This window comes from Vitreimonas flagellata, from assembly GCF_004634425.1.
GTDB classification, from domain to species: Bacteria; Pseudomonadota; Alphaproteobacteria; order Caulobacterales; family Aquidulcibacteraceae; genus Vitreimonas; species Vitreimonas flagellata.
Window position 1 is genome coordinate 319,958 of record NZ_SBJL01000004.1, and the last position, 17,107, is coordinate 337,064.

Consider the following 17,107-nt stretch of genomic DNA (forward strand, 5'->3'; position numbering starts at 1 on the left):
GCGCTGTGAGCATCGGCACGACGCATTGCACGATCGTGTCGAGCTAGTAACGATGCGCCAACGACAAGCATGATCGGGGCGGGGAAGAGCATGACGCACGCGTTCGGCGACACACCGCTGGGGCTCAGTTCGCAGATTTTAAATCTGGCCTCGGTGTTGACGCGCAAAGCCGCGCTTAAAGTGCCGCGCTATCAGCGCCCCTATACCTGGGGCGAGCGCGAAGTGCGCCAGCTGATCCAGGATTTGTGGCGCGCCTATCAGCGCCGCGCCTCATTCTATTTCATCGGCCAGATCGTGCTGGTGAAGAACGCCGGCAAGCTTGAGATTTCCGACGGTCAGCAGCGTCTTTCCACGCTGACCATGATTATTGCGTACGTGCGCGATCGCTTGCCGGGGCGCGCGCGGCACTACCAGGCGCTTATCATGGATGGCGACCAGCCTAGGCTTTTCCTGCGTGAAGAAGATGCGAATTTTTATCGCGGTTATGTGCAGGAGCCGGGCCAGATGTCGGCGCTGGCGCAGCACGCTGAGATCGGCATCGATTCAAAGGATTTGCTCGTCGGCGCCGCGCGCACCATCGAAAGCGAACTCGCGCGCTTGGATGACCGCGAACTCGACGCCTTCATCTCCTACGTCGCCCGCGCCTGCACGCTGAACGTGGTCGATGCGGACGAGCGCGGCTGCGCGCAGACCGTGTTCAACACGCTCAACAAGCGCGGCTCGCCGCTCTCGCATGCCGACATCATCAAGAGCGATCTCCTCGAAAACTCGAAGCTCTCCAACGCCGAGGCCGAAGCTGCCGCCCGCAAATGGGAGCAGATCGAGGATATGTTCGAGCGCGAGAATTTCGCGAAATTGCTCTACATGATGCCGTTTCTGCTCACGGGCGAGCCGCTGCTTTCGCCGGGCGATCTCGCGGCGTTCCGCACGGCGGTGGACCGCGCCGGCGGCGTGCGCACGTTCCTGTTCGATCAGCTGCCGCGTTATGCCGAGGCGCTGCGCGCCGTCTTCACCGGCTCGATCGATGTCGGCCCGTACAGCGCCGAGGTAAACCGGCGCGTGAAGATGATGAAGCAGGTCGAGGAATGGGATTGGGCGCCTGCCGCGATCGCGTTTCTGGCCGAGCACGCCAGCGAGCACGAACGCGCGCGCAAATTCTTCCAAGCGCTTGATCGCTACGCCTTCGCCTGCGAACTCGGCGTCATCGACAACCGGGTGCAGGAAAAGCGCTACGAGCGTGCTGTTAAAGGCGTGGGCGACGACAAGCAGCTCCATGGCGAGAAGGGCGCGCTTGAACTTAGCCACGCCGAGCATCTGAAATTCATCGCGACGCTCAATCGCTCGCGCAAGCGCGACCGCCAGCGTCGCCTGCTGCTGATCCGGGTCGAAGCGGCGATGCCGGGCGGCAGCGTGCTGACCATGACGGACGACGCCACCGTCGAACACATCATGCCCAAGAGCGGCACCAATTGGTGGAACGAGCGCTTCCCGGACTCGGCGCTGCGCGGCGAACTCTGCCATTTGCTGGGCAATTTGACCCTGATCACCTACGAGCAGAACAAGGTGGCCGACAACAAGCCGTTCCCGGAGAAGAAGCGCATTCTTTTCAATTGGCCAGGCGCGCCAATCCATGCGCTGACCAAATCCATCGCCAATGTCGATGAATGGACGCTCGACGTGATCGAGCACCGCCACGAAGAGCTGGTGCGCATCCTATGCGAGGATTGGGGCCTGGTGCGCGCGGACGACTGAAGCGGGCCGCACCGCCTTAACCACTCGCTAACCAAACCCGCGCCAATTTTTAACCTCGCATTCATGCCTGGGGCGAGGGGCGCTCTCTATGTCGTTGCTGTACGCGGTCGTTTTCGCGACCCGCTGCCGATCCAACCACCATCGCATCGCGGTGGACGCGCTGCGCCATCTGCGCGCGCCGGCGGCCGAGGATTGGCGCAACCTCTTGCTCCACTACCACGACGAATATCTCAAAGGCGCGAAGGCGCCTGACGAAGTGTTCAAGGACTTCAAAAACCACGTGCTTCACGTGCGCGACGGCAATTGGGGCGGCGCGGTTGAGGCGTGCGAAGAATGGTATCGCCGCACAGTGCGCGCGCTCGCCGCGAAGGACTGGCGGCAGGCCGCGTGGTCGGCCGGCGTGATGAGCCATTATTACGCCGACCCGATCCAACCGTTCCACACGCACCAAACGGAAGAAGAGGGCGTCATCCACCGCGCGGTCGAGTGGAGCTTCTCGAAATCGTACAAGACCTTCCAGCAAATTCTTGAGCGCGATCTCGGCGGCTATCCTGATGTGGCTGTGCCGTCAGGCGACAAATGGCTGGCCGAGATGGTGCTGGCCGGCGCGAAGGCGTCGAACCCCCACTACGAATTGGTGATCGATCATTACGACCTCGCGAAAGGCGTGAAGGATCCGCCGGCAGGTCTCGATCAAGAATTGAAGGACACGATCGCCAAGCTCGTTGGGCATGCGGCCGTTGGCTTTTCGCGCATTCTAGATCGCGCCTTCGAAGAAGCCGCCGTTGCGCCGCCGAAAGTGGGCGGGGCGCTGCAAGCGTTTTTCCTCGCGTTGGAAGCGCCGATCCAAGCCGTGCTCAAGCTGATGGACGATGCGGCGGCGCGCAAAGAAGTCGAAGCGCAATACGAAGAATTCCGCCGCACCGGCAAAGTGCGCAACACGCTCGGCGAAGACGACAAGGTCGTGCGCGCGCTTTACGCCGCCGAAGTGAGCAAGACGCCGCTGTCATCGCTGGACGCGAAATGGCCGCGCGAGATTGGCGCCCAAACCGGTGAAGGCGCACCCGCGCGTGGGAGGGCAAAGTCTGCGCCGAAGCCCGCACCGAAACCTGCGCCCAAGCCAAAACCCGTCGCCGTTGCGACGCCGGCGCCGCAAGTGGAGTCAGCGCCCGCACCGAAGCCCAAGGCTGAAAAGGCTCCGAAGCTTGCGGCCGTCGCGCCTGTCGCCGAGCCGGTAGAGCCGGCAGCACCTATTGTAGTAGTGGAAACGCCAACGCCCGCGCCGAAGCCTGCAAAGGAAGTAATCGTGCCGCGTGAGCTGCCTGTCGGCGCGCCGCGGGCGAAACAGGAAAAATCGCTGCCGCGCTTTACGCTCAACCAAAATGCGCCCGTCGTGCAAGCGCCGTCGATCGGCCCGAAGACAGCCAAGCGCCTTGAAGCTGTCGGGGTGCGGACCATCGCCGATCTGATCGCCGCCAAAGCGGACGAAGCGTCGAAGCAAATCGACGCGCGCCACATCTCGGCGCAAATGATCCGCGATTGGCAGAGCCAAGCGTTGCTGGCATGCACCGTGCCCGGTCTCAAATCACGCGAAGCGCAAGCGCTCGTCGCGTGTGGCGTACGCGATGCACATGACCTGATTGAGATGGATGCGACCGAGCTGTGCGACGGCGTCGCGCGTTGGGGCTTGACAGATGAAGGTCAGCGCGCCTGGGGCACAGCGCCCGCGCCAACCGAAGACGACATCGCCACTTGGATCGAGCGCGCGCGCCGTGCGTTGCAGAACACTAGCGCGACGGTTGCGGCCTAGATCCCCAGCATCGTCAGCACGATTGCGGCGAACATCACAGGCATGATGAAGGCCGTTAGGCCGGAGGCGACGATGCGCGCCGTCTTCACCACGCGGTGGCCTTTGATCGGCTTGTCTTCGCGCGGCGCCAGCGCGAACTTGCACATGAAGGCGAACGCGCCGCCGACAGCCGCAACCGAACCGCCCGCAATCGCGCCGGAGAGAAATCCGGCCCCGCCTGCCGCAAACGCGATCAGACCCAAAATCCCGTGCCCGGAATTCATCACCATTTTCACGATCCGCTCGGCCCGGCCCGCGTCAAAGGTTTTGAACGCAACCGGAGAGAGCACGAACGAAAACAGGATGATCCAACCCAGCGCGGCGCCGGAGAGAACAATCGAGGTGGCCTGAGCGACAGCTTGCATGGCCCGCGCTTAGCATGAGTCGGAAAGGCCGGCTTGGGCCGAAAATCCCGGTTTCGCTGCGCTGCAGCGTGGTTTGGCTGCGTCAGAGCGCGTGACGGCGGGGTCGGGGCTTGCTAGCGATGCGGCAGCAGAACAAAGGCGACCAATGACTTACGCCGCGATAACGGGCTGGGGCAAATGCATGCCGCCGGCCACGCTCACCAACGAAGACCTCTCAAAGTTTCTCGACACCAACGACGAATGGATCGTCAGCCGCACCGGCATGAAGGAGCGGCGCGTCAGTCACGTCTCCGCCACCGAGATGGCCGTGATCGCCGCCAAGCGCGCATTGGCCTGCGCCGGCATCGAGGGCGGGCAAGTCGATCTCATCATCTATGGCTCGTGCTCCAATGACGAGCAGGTGCCGAATTGCGCTTCGGGCGTACAAGTCGCCATCGGCGCGACCAAAGCCGCGTCGATGGATTTGAACACGGCGTGCACGAGCTTTCTCTACAGCTTAACCGCCGCAACTGCGATGATCCGCACCGGCGTTGCAAAGACCGCCATCGTGATCGGCGTCGAACTCATCTCGCCCTTCATGGATTGGGACAATCGCAACGTCGCGGTTCTGTTTGGTGACGGCTGCGCCGCTGTTGTGCTGCAGGCGACGGATAAGCAAGAAGGCATCCTCGGCGAAGAGCTCGGCTGCCTCGCTGATGCGCGCCAAACGCTGCGCGTACGCGGCATGGGCACGGCCTACACCAATCGCGGCGTCACTTCGGGCGACACCGAATGGGATTTCGACGGCCAGGAAATCTTCAAGCGCGCGGTGCAGGGCATGGTGCAGGCCAGCCAAGCGGTGATGAAGAAGTGCGGCGTCACGCCAGACGACATCGATCTCGTCGTGCCGCACCAAGCCAATCTGCGCATCATCGACGCGGTCGTCAGCCGCAGCGGCATCCCGATGGAGAAGGTGATGCTCACCGTGCAGCGCTACGGCAATATGAGCGCAGCGACCGTGCCCGTCGCCCTTGCTGAATCGCTGGAAGAGGGCCGTATGAAACCGGGCGCGCTGGTGTTGATGCCGGCCTTCGGCGCGGGTCTCACGGTGTGTGCGCATTTGGTGCGTTGGGGCGATCGCGTCACGCCGCTGGCGCTGAGCGATGCCGAGCTTCCACCCGTAAAGAAAAGCGCGCTCGACATGGTGCAAGACATCCGCGCGCGCAAACATCGGGACACCTCGAAAGCCGGCCTGCACGGCTTGACCTTCATCGAGCAAATGTAAGGGCCTGCAATTTAGGGTTTTGTGGGCTCGGGGGAGGCCATGAGCATTTGGCTGAAGCTCGCGGCAGGCGCCTTGGTGCTTATCGCTTGCGGCGTGTTGGCGCTGGTGTTGCTGGGCATTTGGCCTGGGCCGAGCGACGTTGATCGGGCGCGTGCGCGCGAGCTCTTCGCCCAAGCTGAAGCCGCCTATCAAAGTGGCGATCAAGCTGCGGCGCTCATGGCGCTCAATGAATCCATCGATCTCGACGCGCAGAACGACGCGCTGCGTCTGCGCTCGAACGTGCTGCTTGCGCGCGGCGATTGCGATTAGCCGGCCGGAACGCGCACGCGGTTTGGCGTGGGCGCACGGGCAGGACGACGCGGTGCGCACGGCGATTGGCGGATGTCGCGCGCGTGGCGGCAGTGCTTGCATGGCGGTGCATTCGCAATGCACGCCAACGCCAGATCAGGCGCCGGCGACAGCGCCCTAATCAGCCGCGCAATTTGGCGAGCATCACGGTGTCGCGGATGCCGATGTGCGTCTTCCAATTGCCGCGCAGCAAGCCCTCGCGTTCGAAGCCGTTGCGCAGGAAGAGGTTGAGTGATGCCGTATTGTCAGGATCGATGTCGGCGGCGATGCGGTGGAGATCGAGCGTTTCGAAACCATAAGCGACGACAAGATTGAGCGCTTTCGAAGCGAAGCCACGCCCCGCCGCATCCGGGCGCAGGATGATGCCGATCTCGCCGACGCCTTCACGCTCCACGAACAATCCAATCCGTCCGAGCGCCTGGCCGCCATCTGTTGTGATCGCCCAGGCATGCGCGCCGGCGATGTCGAGCGTGCCCTGAATATAGGTCGCGGTCTCTTCCACGCTTTTATGCGCGGGACTTGACCAATAATGGTGTGTGCGTTCGTCGCCATGCGCAGCGAATAGCGCGTCGGCGTCGCCAAGCTCAAGCGCACGGAGCACGATGCCCGGCCTTTCAAGTCTTGGCGCGCTCATTGCGCGGCTTCTGCTTCGGCCTTCAATCGTTCGCTGGCGCGTTGTTTGATGCTCTCACTACGCAACTGGCCGCAGGCGGCGAGAATATCGCGGCCGCGCGGGGTGCGGATCGGTGAGGAATAGCCGGCGCGGTTCAGCACTTCGGCGAACGCTTCGATCGTCGCCCAATCCGAGCATTCGTAATTCGTGCCGGGCCACGGATTGAAAGGGATCAGATTGATCTTCGCCGGCACGCCAGCGAGCAGCTTCACCAGCGCCTTCGCCTCGGGCAGTGAATCGTTCACGCCCTTCAGCATCACGTATTCGAACGTCACGCGCTTGGCGTTGCCGAGGCTTGGATACGAGCGGATCGCGGCGAAGAGTTCTTCGAGATTGTATTTCTTGTTCAGCGGCACGAGCTGATTGCGCAGCTCGTCATTCGTCGCGTGCAGCGAGATCGCCAGCATCGCGCCGGTGCGCTCACCGAGTTCTTTGATCTTCGGCGTGACGCCCGCCGTCGATACCGTGATGCGGCGGCGACCGATCGAGATGCCATCGCCGTCCGAGATCGTGTCGATCGCTTCAGCGACATTGTCCAAATTGTAGAGCGGCTCGCCCATGCCCATGAACACAATGTTCGTGAGCTCACGGTCGCCGTCATTGAGCGGGCGCTCTTGCGTCGGCCATTCGCCGAGCGCATCGCGCGCGATCATCGCCTGCGTGACGATCTCGGCGGCGGTCAGATTGCGCACCAGCTTTTGCGTGCCGGTGTGGCAGAAGGTGCAATTCAGCGTGCAGCCGACTTGGCTCGATACGCAGAGCGCACCCGCCTTGCCGACGCCCGGAATGAACACGGCTTCCGCTTCGGTGCCCGGCCCCAAACGGATCAGCCATTTGCGCGTGCCGTCGGTGCTGATCTGCTGGGTGACGATTTCCGGGCGCGCGAGCGTGTAGTGCTCCGCGAGCGTTGCGCGCAATTCCTTGGCGACATTGGTCATCGCCGCGAAATCGGTGACGCCATAATGGTAAATCCAACGCCACAGCTGTTCGGCGCGCATGCGCGCCTTCTTCGGCTCGACGCCAATGGCGACAAGCTTTTCAGCCAAAGCCGGCTTGGAAAGCCCGGCGAGAGAGGGCAGAGCAACGCTCATGGCGGCGTTATGGGGATGATGCTGCATCGCCGCAATCCCTAACCCTCTCGTGAGCGGGCGCGGTAACCCTTGCGGGCCATGTTTTTGCAGGTTTAGGTTCCGGCTCCCATGAGGGAGGGAGCAAAACCATGAATGATTATAGCAGCGGCGATCCGACGGCCGCGATGGCCGGCATAATGGGCGCGATGGGCCTGGTCTGGCTCGCCGTCATCGTCTTCTTCATTTTCCTCTATTGGAAAATCTTCTCGAAGGCCGGCTTCTCGGGCTGGCTTTCGCTTCTGCTGCTCGTGCCGATCGTGAACTTCATCGTCATCATCTGGTTCGCGTTCGCGGACTGGCCGGCGCTCAAGAAAGCCCAATCCTAACGCTTCACGCGTAGGGCCTCCGTCATCTCTGGCGGAGGCCCGCCTGGCATGATCGGGCGGGCGGGGTAGCCGCCATGCGCGAGCAGGCGATCATACATGACGAGCGCGCCGGCGAGGCCGACATTCAAGCAAAACTTGGTCGGGATCTGCACAATGTGGGCGCAGCGTTTCACCAGCTCCGGCGAGAGCGAGCCGCGCTCCTGGCCCAACACATAAGCAGCCGCCTGCGGATGCTGAAACCGCGGCAGCTCCACGGCGTCATCCGTCAGCTCAACGCCAACCAGCGCGCAGCCTTTCGGCAGCCGCATCGCTTCCAAATTGTCCCACGTATAATAGGGCACGTGATCGAAGCTGCGTGACGTGTCGCTATTGTAGGCCTCACGCACTTTCGGATGCGCGTCGATCGTAAAGAAGAAGCTCGCGCCAAACGCATGCGCCGTGCGCATCAGCGCGCCCACATTCATCGGCTTCGAAATGCCCTCAGCCCCAATCCCGAAATAGCCGCGCATTACCAGAGCCTGAGCCACCAATCGCCGCGGCGGCGTTGGCAATTTTCGTACGGGCCGTCATGCACGCCGGTGAGCGATGCGCCGCCGCCGGCTTCGGTATAAATCACGGTGCCGTTCGAATACGCGCCTTCGCCCATTTGCGGCAGACGGTGCGTTTCGCCGCCAGCGTACACTTCCGCGGCGCCCGCCGCGAAGCGTAGGCTGAACGCCTTATCGTTGGCGCAGCGCCAATTCAGGCGTTCGCCCTCGCTCAAACTCTGCGCGCTTTGGCAGGCGGCGAGCGTCAGCAACGCCGCGCCGAGCACAATGATCTTCCGCATTGGAGTTTCTCTCCGTGTTAGCCGTGGCGGCAATTCGTGTAGGGCCCGCCAGCCGCGCCGTTCAGCGTGGCTTCGCCCTGGTGTTCCCAATATTCGACGCTGCCGTTCGAATAGCGCGCGCCGGAGCCAGATTGCGCGACGGGCAGATTGTAAAGTTGCCCGCCTGCGAACACTTCCGCCGAATTGCCATCAAACCGCACCGAGAACGCCGCGCCGCCCGTGCAACGCCAATCCGTACGCGGGCCGCCCGCGCGACCAGTGCTGGCGCAGGCCGCGAGCGCAAGCAGCGCAACGCCCAGAACAAGTTTCTTCATGGCGGGACCTCTCATCTAAACGTCTTCACTTCACGCAAGCCGCGCGCATTGGCGAGCCCGCGCTTCATGCCTTGGCTGGCGAACGGCGCGGTGACATTGCCGGCCGCGTCCACCGCGATCAATCCGCCATAGCCGCCCAGGCCGCGCACGTCCTCGATCACAGCCGCCGCAGCGCTTTCCAGCGTTTGGCCAGCGTAGGCGATACGCGCTGATACATCGGCGGCGGCGTTCACGCGCATGAAATATTCGCCAAGCCCGGTGCAGGAGACGGCCGCACGTTGATCGGCCCAGCAGCCGGCGCCAATGATCGGCGTATCGCCGACGCGGCCGGGCATCTTGCCATGCAAGCCGCCCGTCGAGGTCGCCGCCGCCAGCTTGCCGCTCGTATCCAAAGCCACCGCGCCGATGGTGCCAGCGCCCGGCAAGCCGCTCTCAGCCGGAACGTAATAGCTCTTCGGGTCGTCCACACGCTCGAAGCTTTGTTCGCCGGCAAACGCCGAGGCGCCATCGCCGACCAGCAGCACGTGTGATGTATTCTCCATCACCCCGCGCGCCACGCGCACGGGCGAGATAAAGCCGCGCAACGCCGCCACCGCGCCCGCCGCGCGCGTCGCGCCATCCATCACCGATGCATCAAGCTCCACGACACCGGCCGCGTTCGGCGCAGCGCCCTTGCCGGCGACGTGCAAGCCGCTCGCTTCCAGCGCGCCGGCCATCGCCACGACCACGTCGAGCGCGCACATGCCTTTGGCGAGCATGGCCGCGCCCCGATCGAGCAGGGCGGCCATATGTTCTTCTTCCTGCTGATAGGCGCGTTCTGCGATCGCGCCGGCGCCGCCATGTAGCGCGATGGCCCAGTTTCCGTTCATGGCGGCTCTATAGCCTGCCTCCACGGAATTTGCGCTATGGGCGCTCGGCGGGCAGCTGGGTTTTTCCCGTCAGACGCCCCTCGCGCCAACCGACATAAAGCGCGACCAAAGTGGCGGTAGGAATGAAACCATCGGCCTGGTCGGTGAAGTCGACCATTTCCCAGAGGTTCACGAGGCCAGCCGGCCCCCACATGGCGAACAACACCACCGTGCCGACGCCCTCCGTGACCGTGCCAAAAATGGGGATGCGCCCCAAGGTCAGGTCAAAGAGGTCGATGACGACCGAAAATGCCAAACGGATGAAGTAGCCACGCCGCGTCATAGCGCTAGTTTGTACCCTCGGCGCCAAGCCGGCTAGAAGAATTGTACGTACGACGTCGGCCGAGCCCGGCCGCGAGGGAGTCACGATGAAAGCGCTGCTGAGCAAACAAGTTGGTCCGCCGGAAAGCCTGGAACTGACCGAGCTGCCCGATCCCGTCGCCGGGCCGGGCGAAGTCGTGATCGCGGTGAAGGCCGCCGGTACGAACTTCCCAGACGCGCTGATCATCGAAGACAAATACCAATTCAAACCCGAGCGCCCGTTTGCGCCGGGTGGCGAGATCGCCGGCATTGTCGAAAGCGTCGGTGAGGGCGTGACGCGCGTAAAAGTCGGCGACCGCGTGATCGGCTCGATCGGCTGGGGCGGTTATGCGGAGAAAGTGAAGGCGCCGGCTGATCGCACCTCGCCAATTCCAGAAGGCATGCCGTTCGATGAAGCGAGCGCCTTCGTGCTCACCTACGGCACCTCGTATTACGCGCTGAAAGATCGCGGCGCACTCAAGGCCGGCGAGACCGTACTTGTGCTCGGCGCCGCGGGCGGTGTCGGCGTCGCGGCAATCGAACTCGCGAAGGCGATGGGCGCGAAAGTCGTCGGCGCGGTATCGACCGAGGAGAAGGCCGCGTTCGCCAAGAGCGTCGGCGCCGACGAGACGGTGATCTATCCGGCCTCCGGCATGTCGAAGCAGCAGGGCAAGGACCTCGCAGAGGCGTTCAAGAAAGCCACCGGCGGCGGCGCCGACATCGTCTATGACGCGGTCGGCGGCGATTATTGCGAGCCGGCTCTGCGCGCGATGAATTGGGAGGGCCGCTATCTCGTGATCGGCTTCCCGGCCGGCATCCCAACGCCGCCGCTCAATCTCACGCTCTTGAAGAGCTCGTCGATCGTTGGCGTGTTCTGGGGGGCTGCGGTTGCGCGTGATCCCAAGGGCCACGCGGCGAACATGCAGGAATTGTTCAAGCTCTATGCCGACGGCAAAATCAAGCCGCGCATCTCGGCGCGTTTCCCTTTGGCCGAAGGCGGCAAAGCCATTCGCGCACTGATGGATCGCACCGCCACGGGCAAGCTCGTGGTGACGATGGAATGAGTGCGGGCGCGGCCATCGTCGCGGCATGGCTCCTGTGGTTGGTCACATGGGTCATGGCCGCGGGATGGAGCGCGCGCACTGCGTCGCATCACGATCTCGGCGCCGAAAGCCCCAGCCGGGTGCTGACGCTCGCCGCGCTCGTGATGCTGATCGCGTCTTATTATCCCGTCGGCTTCGCAGTGTTGTGGACGACGCCCGCCGCTCTGGGCTGGGCGATGTTTGCACTCGTGGCTGCGGGGCTCTTGTTCACATGGGCCGCGCGGCTGCATCTCGGCCCCTTATGGTCGAGCACTTCCGCGCCGACTGAAGCCCATCGCATCGTCGATACCGGCCCTTACGGCATCGTGCGCCATCCCGTGTATGCGGGGCTTCTGCTTGCGGCGATGGCGACAGCGGCGGAACGCGGGCGCATCGAGGCGATCGCGGGTGCGCTCGTGCTGATCGCCGGCGTGTCGCTGCGCGCAAAGTTGGAAGAGCGGTTCTTGCGCCGCGATCTGGGCGACGGTGCATACGCTGCTTACCGCCGTCGCGTGCCGATGCTTTTGCCATTCACAAAAATTTCGCCGGCCGCATCCGAGCGCTGAAGCGGCGGCGGATAGGAGGGAGCGGGTTGCCATGATGGCGCGCGCCGCTTAGGTCGAACCCGATCTCGGAGATTTAGAATGAAACGACGCGGTTTTTTGGCTGGCCTTGTGATGGCCGCTTCCATGCTGGCCGCTTGTGCGAGCACACCAGCCGCGTCAGACGCGCCGTCCGCCGGCTTTACCTCCGAGCGCATCAGCATCACCACACAAGGCGAAGGCCGCGATGTGATCTTCATCCCGGGTCTCAGCTCTTCGCGCGAAGTCTGGAACACGACCGTCGCGGCGTTGGGCGACGGTTATCGCGTGCACATGGTGCAAGTGAACGGCTTTGCCGGCGCACCGGTCGGGGCCAATGGCGATGGCCCGGTGGCGGCGCCCGTTGCCGAAGAGATCGCGCGCTACATTCGCGAAGAAGGCCTGCAGCGTCCGGCCGTGATCGGCCATTCGATGGGCGGCACGATGGGGATGATGCTCACGGCGCGCCATTCCGATCTGGTCGGCAAGCTGATGGTCGTCGACATGTTTCCGTTCATGGGCGCCATGTTCGGCGGCGCGAATGCCACGGCCGAAAGTGTGACGCCGATGGCGGATCAAATCCGCACGATCATGCGCTTGTCGCCGCAAGGCGTGGTGTCGGAGCAAACCCGCCAGACCATCGACGGCATGGTTCGCACCGAAGCCGCACGCCCGGCCATCATCGAACATGCCCGCACCAGCAACGTGCCCACCATCGCCAACGCGTTCCACGAATTGATCGTCACCGATCTGCGCCCAGAGCTTGGCAACATCACACAACCCATGACGGTGCTTTACGTCATCCCGCCGCAAGCGCCGATCACACCCGAGCAATACGATGCGTACATGCGCATCTCATACGCAGGCGTGCCGCAAGCGCGGATCGTGAAGATTGAAGAGAGCTACCATTTCATCATGATCGATCAATTCGATCGCTTCATGGGCGAAGTACGCACCTTCCTCGCCGAGTGACGCTCACATCGTCTGCGCCAGGCGCAGCACGCCCCAGATGATCAGGATTTGCGCAGCGGCGTAGGTCCACCACACCACCGGCGCGGTGACACGTCGCGCCGGTGAATCTGGCGGCAAGCGGAAAAGCTCCGCCGCGAGCACAAAGTCGCTCACCAGGAAGCTCAGCGCGCCGATCATCGCGGGCCAACCCGGCCAAGGCAACCACATGGCCGCGACGCCCATCAAAGTGATCGCCAGGGCATAGGGCACGACGCCCAGCGCCATCCAGCCCAGCTTCGGCGCCATCCAGATCAAGAACCCAATCGCTGTCGCGATCACGAGAGCCATCGCAATGTAGCGCGGCAGCAGGGGGGCATTGTCGCCCGAGAAGAACCACACCGCGCCGAAGATCAGCACGTAAAGCAATTGCGCGATCAGGAAGGAGAGGATGCCGAACGGCAGCAGCCATTTCTTGTCGAACGCCAGGAAGAAATCGCCGAACGCCGACGCGATCACCGCCAAGATCAAAGGCGCCGGCGCGCCTGCGACCTGGAGTGCGCCTGCGAACGCCGCCATGAACAGCGTCTTCACGCTGGCCCGCAACCAGCCATGCGGTCGGTTCAGAAAATATGTGCCGTACGCGATCGCCGCGGCCGTGCCTAAAGCGGCGAGCCCCCAAAACGCCGGACCAAATTCCATACCCATCAAATGGCCCTTCGATTCTATCGCCGTTCAGGTAGAGCGATGTTACATTGAATTGAGGGCATAGGGGGTAGTGATGGCGTCTCCACTTTGGCGCATAAAAATGTTGGCCGCGGCTTCGGTCGCCGCGCTCTTGGCCGCGTGCGCCACGCCGCCGACGACGCCGGAAGAACTTGAGGCGCAGGCCTGGCTCAACGCCCAACGCCAAGATTCGCCCTTCGCCTACGAAGAATATCTCCGCACCTACAGCACATGGCCGAACGCCGAAGGCGCCCGTGCGCGCGTGGCGGCCTTGATGGCGCAGGAGCGTGAAGCGTGGGCCCGCGCGTCGCAGATCGACACCGAGGCGGCCTACGAGAATTATCTCTCGCTCTATGCTTGGGGCCTGGACGCCGGCCGTGCCGAAGCCCGTCGCGCAGCACTGGCGGCGCCGCGTTTAGCCGCTGCGGAGCGCGCAGCATGGGCGGAAGCGGCGCGCATCGACCGGATCGAGGCCTATGAAGGCTTTCTCAATGCATGGCCGAGCGGCGCGAACGCCGAGGAGGCGCAGGCGCGGCTCAATTATCTCTGGAACACGGACGAAGGCGCTTGGATTCGCGCGCGCCGGCTCAATGCGCCCGGCGGCTATGCCGATTTCCTGCGCGCTTATCCGCGCTCGCCCTATGCGATCGAAGCCCGTCGCGCGCTCGATCATTTCCGCTTCCTGGACGATGCCGCTTGGGATCAAGCGCGCCGTCGCGACAGCATTCGCGAGTACGAGGATTATCTGCGTGATTATTCCGATGGTGTGCACCGTTACGATGCGGAACAGCGCATCTATTATCTCCGCGCCGAGGATCGGAACGCTTGGGATCGCGCCACACGCCGCGACACGATCGATTCCTACGAATTCTATCTGAGCAACCAGCGCGACGGTCGCTATCGCGACGATGCGCGTCGCCGTATTCGCCAATTGCAGGAAACGCAGAACAATCCGCCTCCGCAACCACCGCCAGTTACGCCACCGCCTCCACCTCCGCCAAACACGAACCCACCGCCGCCACCGCCACAACACGGCAACAATCCGCCGCGCCCGCGTCCGCCTGTGACGCCACCGCCAGCACCGCCGTCGCCGCCCGCTGCGCCACCGCCGCCACCACCGCCACCACCACCACCACCACCACCACCACCACCACCACCACCACCAGCTCCTCCACCTCCACCGCCACCGGCGCAGCAAACGGATCCGCACAGCACTGGAATCACGACGAACGAACCTTGATCGTCGGAGAGGTGAGCGTGCCAAAGCAGCGCGGTTTCGCGCGGAAACCTGGGTTTTCGCGCAACACTGCGCCTGCGGCGCTGCGTCGCGAACGGCCAAAACCCCGGTAAATCAGCTTTTTTGCATTGCGACTCAGAGGGGGGCGTGTCAGGGAATCCGCGCAGACGTGCAAAAAGCCCGAAAAACAGGGGTTTTTGACGCACTTGTGGGGAAGCGTAGTCACGCTCCATCAAGATTTGAGTGTCATCACTCGGGACGTCGCCGGTGAGTAGAGGTCATTAGAACCGCGCATTATCGGCGATTTCGTTGAGTTTAACGCACGACAACCTTTTCAGAGAGGAATGCAAATGGCGAAGAAAGTTGTGAAGAAGGCCGCGAAGAAGGCGCCTGCGAAGAAGGCCCCGGCCAAGAAGGCGAAGAAGGCCGCTGCGCCGGCGCCGAAGGCCGTGAAGGTCACCGCGACGGCCGGCAAGACGGTCACCGCGTCGGCCCTGTTGCAAACGGTCGCCGACCACCTCGGCGTGAAGAAGTCGGAAGCCAAGGCGCTGACCGAAGGCTACCTCGACGTCGTGAAGGCCTACGTCATGAAGGGCGCCAAGGTTAAGATCGGCGACATCGGCATGATCATGATCCGCGCCCGCAAGGCCCGCATGGGCCGCAACCCGCAAACGGGTGAGCCGGTGAAGATCAAGGCGTCGAAGAAGCTGGCGTTCCGCCAGTCGGCCGTGATGAAGGCCGCTGTCGCCCGCTAAGGGCGGCGCGACGACGCAAATTGAAATGACCCTTTCGGGTTGTCGAGACGGCCGGCGTGCTACGAAGCGCCGGCCGTTTTTCGTGGAGTGGAGAAGCGCGCGTGCGGGCAATCCTGATTGCAGCAGCTTTGGCCGCTTCGGCGCTTGTCGGGTCCGGCGCGCGCGCTGAACCCGCTGCGTGCGATGTCTCCGCCGCCGATCGCGCCTGGATCAATCGTGCGCTCGGCGCCTGGCGCTACAGCGCAGACGCCATCACCGGCGCCAAGGTCAGCCAAGCCTTCGACACCGTGTTCTTTGATGAAGCCTGCGTCCTGGTCAGCCCCAATGCGCTCACCGCCGAAAGTCTCGACGCCATCATCTGGACGGCCACGCCGCATGATGGCGAGATCGAGCTGCCCAATGGCGATAAAATGCCAGCCAGCGTCACCTCGTTCGCCGATGCCGGCGGGGATGACGATTTCTTCGTCATGTCCACGCCGAGCCTCTGGGAGGCGGCTGGCGTGCGCAATGACGCGCTGGGGCTCGAGACCATGATGGTCGCCGTGTTGCTGCACGAAGGCGCGCACCTGGCCCAGGTTGACACCTATGGCGCGCGCATGAGTGCATTGGTCGAGTTCAATCAGCTCCCCGAGGATTTCAACGACGACACGATCCAATATCGCTTTGGCGATGATCCGGCGTTCGAAGCGTCGATCGCGCGCGAAACAGATTTGTTGTTCCAAGCCGCCGCCGCACCGGATCGGGCTGGCGCCCGCCAATATGCAGGCGAGGCGCTGGCGCTCATGCACGCGCGCCACACGCGTTGGTTCGTGGGTGACGACGCCTATCTCAGCGAAGCCGAGTACATCTGGCTGACGCTTGAAGGCGCCGGTCAATGGGCCGGCTATCGTTGGCTGATAGATCCAAATGGCGGCGACATCTCCGAAGAGATCGCGATGGCGCATTTTGCGCGACGTGGCCGCTGGTGGTCGCAGAATGAAGGCATCGCGCTCGCCCTCGCGCTTGATCGCATCGCCGGCCCGCGCTGGCGCCGCCACGCCTTCGGCGATGGTGCTGAGACACTGCCCGCCATGCTGGAGCGCGCGTTGCGCTAGACGAGTGCGGCAATTTCTGCGGGCGTGTCGAATAGGTGATCTGGCGCATGCGCGCGCAGGAGAGCCGGCGTCGCATAGCCCCAAGCGACCGCGCCGCAGGCGATCTTGGCCTTTCGCGACGCCTCGATATCGCGCGTCTCATCGCCAATCGTTATGGCGTGCGCGGCGCTCACGCCAGTCCGCTTGAGCGCTTCGCGAAACTTCGAAGCCTTGCCGAACATCGACGCATTGCAGGCAAAGCGCGAGATCAATGCCGCGTTCTCCGCGCCTAAGGCGCGTCGGATCGTTATTTCAGAATTGGAACTCACGATCGCCAGCTTGGCGCCCGCGTCATGCAGCGTCCGCAACATCTCGGGCACGCCGTCGAACAGGGGCGGCGGTGGCGCCTCGTCAGCCAGTCGGCGTACATAGGTCGCGATCTGTGGCAGCCGCCACAAGCTCACGCCGACCTCGCGCATGATCGTGCGATTGTCCTTACCGCGTAACTCCTCGATCCGTTCGCGGCTGAGCTGGCGCAATCCAAACCGCGCCGCCACCTTGTTCATCGCCTCGAACATCCAAGGCCCGCTGTCGGCCAGAGTGCCGTCGAAATCGAAGATGAAGAGCTGATAGCGCATGATGAGGCG

General features: G+C 63.6%; 21 protein-coding genes. 11 read left to right on the top strand and 10 right to left on the bottom strand.

Going from position 1 to position 17,107, the window contains the following annotated elements; translation table 11 throughout:
- The first annotated feature begins 90 nt into the window (after nt 1-90).
- Together EPJ54_RS17355 and EPJ54_RS17360 are read left to right on the top strand one after the other, a co-directional pair.
- The gene (locus tag EPJ54_RS17355) at nt 91-1,752 is read left to right on the top strand and encodes a DUF262 domain-containing protein (protein WP_167755811.1); all 1,662 of its coding nucleotides are present in this window, start codon (nt 91-93) and stop codon (nt 1,750-1,752) included.
- A gap of 88 nt (nt 1,753-1,840) precedes the next feature.
- A complete protein-coding gene (locus EPJ54_RS17360; RefSeq protein WP_135213015.1) occupies nt 1,841-3,562 on the top strand; it encodes a DUF4332 domain-containing protein in 1,722 nt (573 codons plus the stop codon).
- Here EPJ54_RS17360 and EPJ54_RS17365 read toward each other — a convergent pair.
- Nucleotides 3,559-3,966 (bottom strand): hypothetical protein, encoded by a 408-nt coding sequence (locus EPJ54_RS17365; protein ID WP_135213016.1) that lies wholly within the window; start codon nt 3,964-3,966, stop codon nt 3,559-3,561. The two genes, EPJ54_RS17360 and EPJ54_RS17365, sit on opposite strands and share 4 nt — an antisense overlap.
- A 145-nt stretch (nt 3,967-4,111) precedes the next feature.
- On the opposite strand from EPJ54_RS17365, the gene EPJ54_RS17370 reads away from it, so the two are divergent.
- Both EPJ54_RS17370 and EPJ54_RS17375 read left to right on the top strand, forming a co-directional pair.
- Nucleotides 4,112-5,230 carry a ketoacyl-ACP synthase III gene (locus EPJ54_RS17370; RefSeq protein WP_135213017.1) on the top strand — a complete coding sequence of 373 codons (1,119 nt, stop codon included), beginning with the start codon at nt 4,112-4,114 and terminating at the stop codon, nt 5,228-5,230.
- A 39-nt stretch (nt 5,231-5,269) separates the two neighbouring features.
- Entirely contained in the window at nt 5,270-5,539 is a 270-nt protein-coding gene (locus EPJ54_RS17375; RefSeq protein WP_135213018.1) for a hypothetical protein, read from the top strand.
- A gap of 160 nt (nt 5,540-5,699) precedes the next feature.
- Here the strand turns inward: EPJ54_RS17375 and EPJ54_RS17380 are convergent, their stop codons facing one another.
- Both EPJ54_RS17380 and rlmN read right to left on the bottom strand, forming a co-directional pair.
- On the bottom strand, nt 5,700-6,212 hold the full coding sequence (locus EPJ54_RS17380; protein WP_135213019.1) for a GNAT family N-acetyltransferase: 513 nt from the start codon (nt 6,210-6,212) through the stop codon (nt 5,700-5,702).
- Entirely contained in the window at nt 6,209-7,369 is a 1,161-nt protein-coding gene (gene rlmN / locus EPJ54_RS17385) for a dual-specificity RNA methyltransferase RlmN (RefSeq protein ID WP_135213020.1), read from the bottom strand. Before rlmN ends, EPJ54_RS17380 begins: the two co-directional genes overlap by 4 nt.
- Nucleotides 7,370-7,470: 101 nt before the next feature.
- Between rlmN and EPJ54_RS17390 the strand changes: the two genes are divergently transcribed.
- Nucleotides 7,471-7,707, top strand: a complete 237-nt coding sequence (locus EPJ54_RS17390; RefSeq protein WP_239591003.1) for a DUF805 domain-containing protein — start codon at nt 7,471-7,473, stop codon at nt 7,705-7,707.
- On the opposite strand, the gene EPJ54_RS17395 is transcribed toward EPJ54_RS17390, so the two are convergent.
- From EPJ54_RS17395 to EPJ54_RS17415, 5 genes are read right to left on the bottom strand one after another with little or no spacing between them, the layout of a single operon-like run.
- On the bottom strand, nt 7,704-8,216 hold the full coding sequence (locus EPJ54_RS17395; RefSeq protein ID WP_135213021.1) for an RNA methyltransferase: 513 nt from the start codon (nt 8,214-8,216) through the stop codon (nt 7,704-7,706). The genes EPJ54_RS17390 and EPJ54_RS17395 overlap by 4 nt on opposite strands.
- The gene (locus EPJ54_RS17400) at nt 8,216-8,536 is read right to left on the bottom strand and encodes a hypothetical protein (RefSeq protein WP_135213022.1); all 321 of its coding nucleotides are present in this window, start codon (nt 8,534-8,536) and stop codon (nt 8,216-8,218) included. Before EPJ54_RS17400 ends, EPJ54_RS17395 begins: the two co-directional genes overlap by 1 nt.
- A 17-nt stretch (nt 8,537-8,553) precedes the next feature.
- Nucleotides 8,554-8,850, bottom strand: a complete 297-nt coding sequence (locus EPJ54_RS17405; protein WP_167755812.1) for an MliC family protein — start codon at nt 8,848-8,850, stop codon at nt 8,554-8,556.
- Nucleotides 8,851-8,861: 11 nt separating this feature from the next.
- Nucleotides 8,862-9,719, bottom strand: a complete 858-nt coding sequence (locus tag EPJ54_RS17410) for an isoaspartyl peptidase/L-asparaginase family protein (protein WP_135213024.1) — start codon at nt 9,717-9,719, stop codon at nt 8,862-8,864.
- Between the two features lie 34 nt (nt 9,720-9,753).
- Nucleotides 9,754-10,041 carry a hypothetical protein gene (locus tag EPJ54_RS17415; protein ID WP_135213025.1) on the bottom strand — a complete coding sequence of 96 codons (288 nt, stop codon included), beginning with the start codon at nt 10,039-10,041 and terminating at the stop codon, nt 9,754-9,756.
- 85 nt (nt 10,042-10,126) lie between these two features.
- Here EPJ54_RS17415 and EPJ54_RS17420 point away from each other — a divergent pair, with 85 nt between their 5' ends.
- From EPJ54_RS17420 to EPJ54_RS17430, 3 genes are all read left to right on the top strand, one after another.
- Complete coding sequence (locus tag EPJ54_RS17420) at nt 10,127-11,122, top strand: NADPH:quinone oxidoreductase family protein (protein WP_135213026.1); 996 nt, start codon at nt 10,127-10,129, stop codon at nt 11,120-11,122.
- Nucleotides 11,119-11,706 carry a methyltransferase family protein gene (locus tag EPJ54_RS17425; RefSeq protein ID WP_135213027.1) on the top strand — a complete coding sequence of 196 codons (588 nt, stop codon included), beginning with the start codon at nt 11,119-11,121 and terminating at the stop codon, nt 11,704-11,706. Before EPJ54_RS17420 ends, EPJ54_RS17425 begins: the two co-directional genes overlap by 4 nt.
- 78 nt (nt 11,707-11,784) lie before the next feature.
- Nucleotides 11,785-12,693: an alpha/beta fold hydrolase gene (locus EPJ54_RS17430; RefSeq protein WP_239591004.1), complete on the top strand. Its 909-nt coding sequence runs from the start codon at nt 11,785-11,787 to the stop codon at nt 12,691-12,693.
- Nucleotides 12,694-12,696: 3 nt separating this feature from the next.
- Here the strand turns inward: EPJ54_RS17430 and EPJ54_RS17435 are convergent, their stop codons facing one another.
- On the bottom strand, nt 12,697-13,377 hold the full coding sequence (locus tag EPJ54_RS17435; RefSeq protein ID WP_135213028.1) for a lysoplasmalogenase family protein: 681 nt from the start codon (nt 13,375-13,377) through the stop codon (nt 12,697-12,699).
- Between the two features lie 73 nt (nt 13,378-13,450).
- Between EPJ54_RS17435 and EPJ54_RS20150 the strand changes: the two genes are divergently transcribed.
- From EPJ54_RS20150 to EPJ54_RS17450, 3 genes are all read left to right on the top strand, one after another.
- Complete coding sequence (locus tag EPJ54_RS20150) at nt 13,451-14,635, top strand: outer membrane protein assembly factor BamD (RefSeq protein WP_239591005.1); 1,185 nt, start codon at nt 13,451-13,453, stop codon at nt 14,633-14,635.
- A 347-nt stretch (nt 14,636-14,982) separates the two neighbouring features.
- Complete coding sequence (locus EPJ54_RS17445; protein WP_239591006.1) at nt 14,983-15,387, top strand: HU family DNA-binding protein; 405 nt, start codon at nt 14,983-14,985, stop codon at nt 15,385-15,387.
- A 101-nt stretch (nt 15,388-15,488) separates the two neighbouring features.
- Nucleotides 15,489-16,481 (top strand): hypothetical protein, encoded by a 993-nt coding sequence (locus tag EPJ54_RS17450; RefSeq protein WP_135213030.1) that lies wholly within the window; start codon nt 15,489-15,491, stop codon nt 16,479-16,481.
- On the opposite strand, the gene EPJ54_RS17455 is transcribed toward EPJ54_RS17450, so the two are convergent.
- The gene (locus EPJ54_RS17455; RefSeq protein ID WP_135213031.1) at nt 16,478-17,098 is read right to left on the bottom strand and encodes an HAD hydrolase-like protein; all 621 of its coding nucleotides are present in this window, start codon (nt 17,096-17,098) and stop codon (nt 16,478-16,480) included. The two genes, EPJ54_RS17450 and EPJ54_RS17455, sit on opposite strands and share 4 nt — an antisense overlap.
- Nucleotides 17,099-17,107 lie beyond the last annotated feature (9 nt).

Bases quoted from the DNA above. Each gene is read 5' to 3' on its own strand.
- EPJ54_RS17355 (WP_167755811.1), top strand. From the start codon at position 91: ATGACGCACGCGTTCGGCGACACACCGCTGGGGCTCAGTTCGCAGATT.
- EPJ54_RS17360 (WP_135213015.1), top strand. From the start codon at position 1,841: ATGTCGTTGCTGTACGCGGTCGTTTTCGCGACCCGCTGCCGATCCAAC.
- EPJ54_RS17365 (WP_135213016.1), bottom strand. From the start codon at position 3,966: ATGCAAGCTGTCGCTCAGGCCACCTCGATTGTTCTCTCCGGCGCCGCG.
- EPJ54_RS17370 (WP_135213017.1), top strand. From the start codon at position 4,112: ATGACTTACGCCGCGATAACGGGCTGGGGCAAATGCATGCCGCCGGCC.
- EPJ54_RS17375 (WP_135213018.1), top strand. From the start codon at position 5,270: ATGAGCATTTGGCTGAAGCTCGCGGCAGGCGCCTTGGTGCTTATCGCT.
- EPJ54_RS17380 (WP_135213019.1), bottom strand. From the start codon at position 6,212: ATGAGCGCGCCAAGACTTGAAAGGCCGGGCATCGTGCTCCGTGCGCTT.
- rlmN (WP_135213020.1), bottom strand. From the start codon at position 7,369: ATGCAGCATCATCCCCATAACGCCGCCATGAGCGTTGCTCTGCCCTCT.
- EPJ54_RS17390 (WP_239591003.1), top strand. From the start codon at position 7,471: ATGAATGATTATAGCAGCGGCGATCCGACGGCCGCGATGGCCGGCATA.
- EPJ54_RS17395 (WP_135213021.1), bottom strand. From the start codon at position 8,216: ATGCGCGGCTATTTCGGGATTGGGGCTGAGGGCATTTCGAAGCCGATG.
- EPJ54_RS17400 (WP_135213022.1), bottom strand. From the start codon at position 8,536: ATGCGGAAGATCATTGTGCTCGGCGCGGCGTTGCTGACGCTCGCCGCC.
- EPJ54_RS17405 (WP_167755812.1), bottom strand. From the start codon at position 8,850: ATGAAGAAACTTGTTCTGGGCGTTGCGCTGCTTGCGCTCGCGGCCTGC.
- EPJ54_RS17410 (WP_135213024.1), bottom strand. From the start codon at position 9,719: ATGAACGGAAACTGGGCCATCGCGCTACATGGCGGCGCCGGCGCGATC.
- EPJ54_RS17415 (WP_135213025.1), bottom strand. From the start codon at position 10,041: ATGACGCGGCGTGGCTACTTCATCCGTTTGGCATTTTCGGTCGTCATC.
- EPJ54_RS17420 (WP_135213026.1), top strand. From the start codon at position 10,127: ATGAAAGCGCTGCTGAGCAAACAAGTTGGTCCGCCGGAAAGCCTGGAA.
- EPJ54_RS17425 (WP_135213027.1), top strand. From the start codon at position 11,119: ATGAGTGCGGGCGCGGCCATCGTCGCGGCATGGCTCCTGTGGTTGGTC.
- EPJ54_RS17430 (WP_239591004.1), top strand. From the start codon at position 11,785: ATGAAACGACGCGGTTTTTTGGCTGGCCTTGTGATGGCCGCTTCCATG.
- EPJ54_RS17435 (WP_135213028.1), bottom strand. From the start codon at position 13,377: ATGGGTATGGAATTTGGTCCGGCGTTTTGGGGGCTCGCCGCTTTAGGC.
- EPJ54_RS20150 (WP_239591005.1), top strand. From the start codon at position 13,451: ATGGCGTCTCCACTTTGGCGCATAAAAATGTTGGCCGCGGCTTCGGTC.
- EPJ54_RS17445 (WP_239591006.1), top strand. From the start codon at position 14,983: ATGGCGAAGAAAGTTGTGAAGAAGGCCGCGAAGAAGGCGCCTGCGAAG.
- EPJ54_RS17455 (WP_135213031.1), bottom strand. From the start codon at position 17,098: ATGCGCTATCAGCTCTTCATCTTCGATTTCGACGGCACTCTGGCCGAC.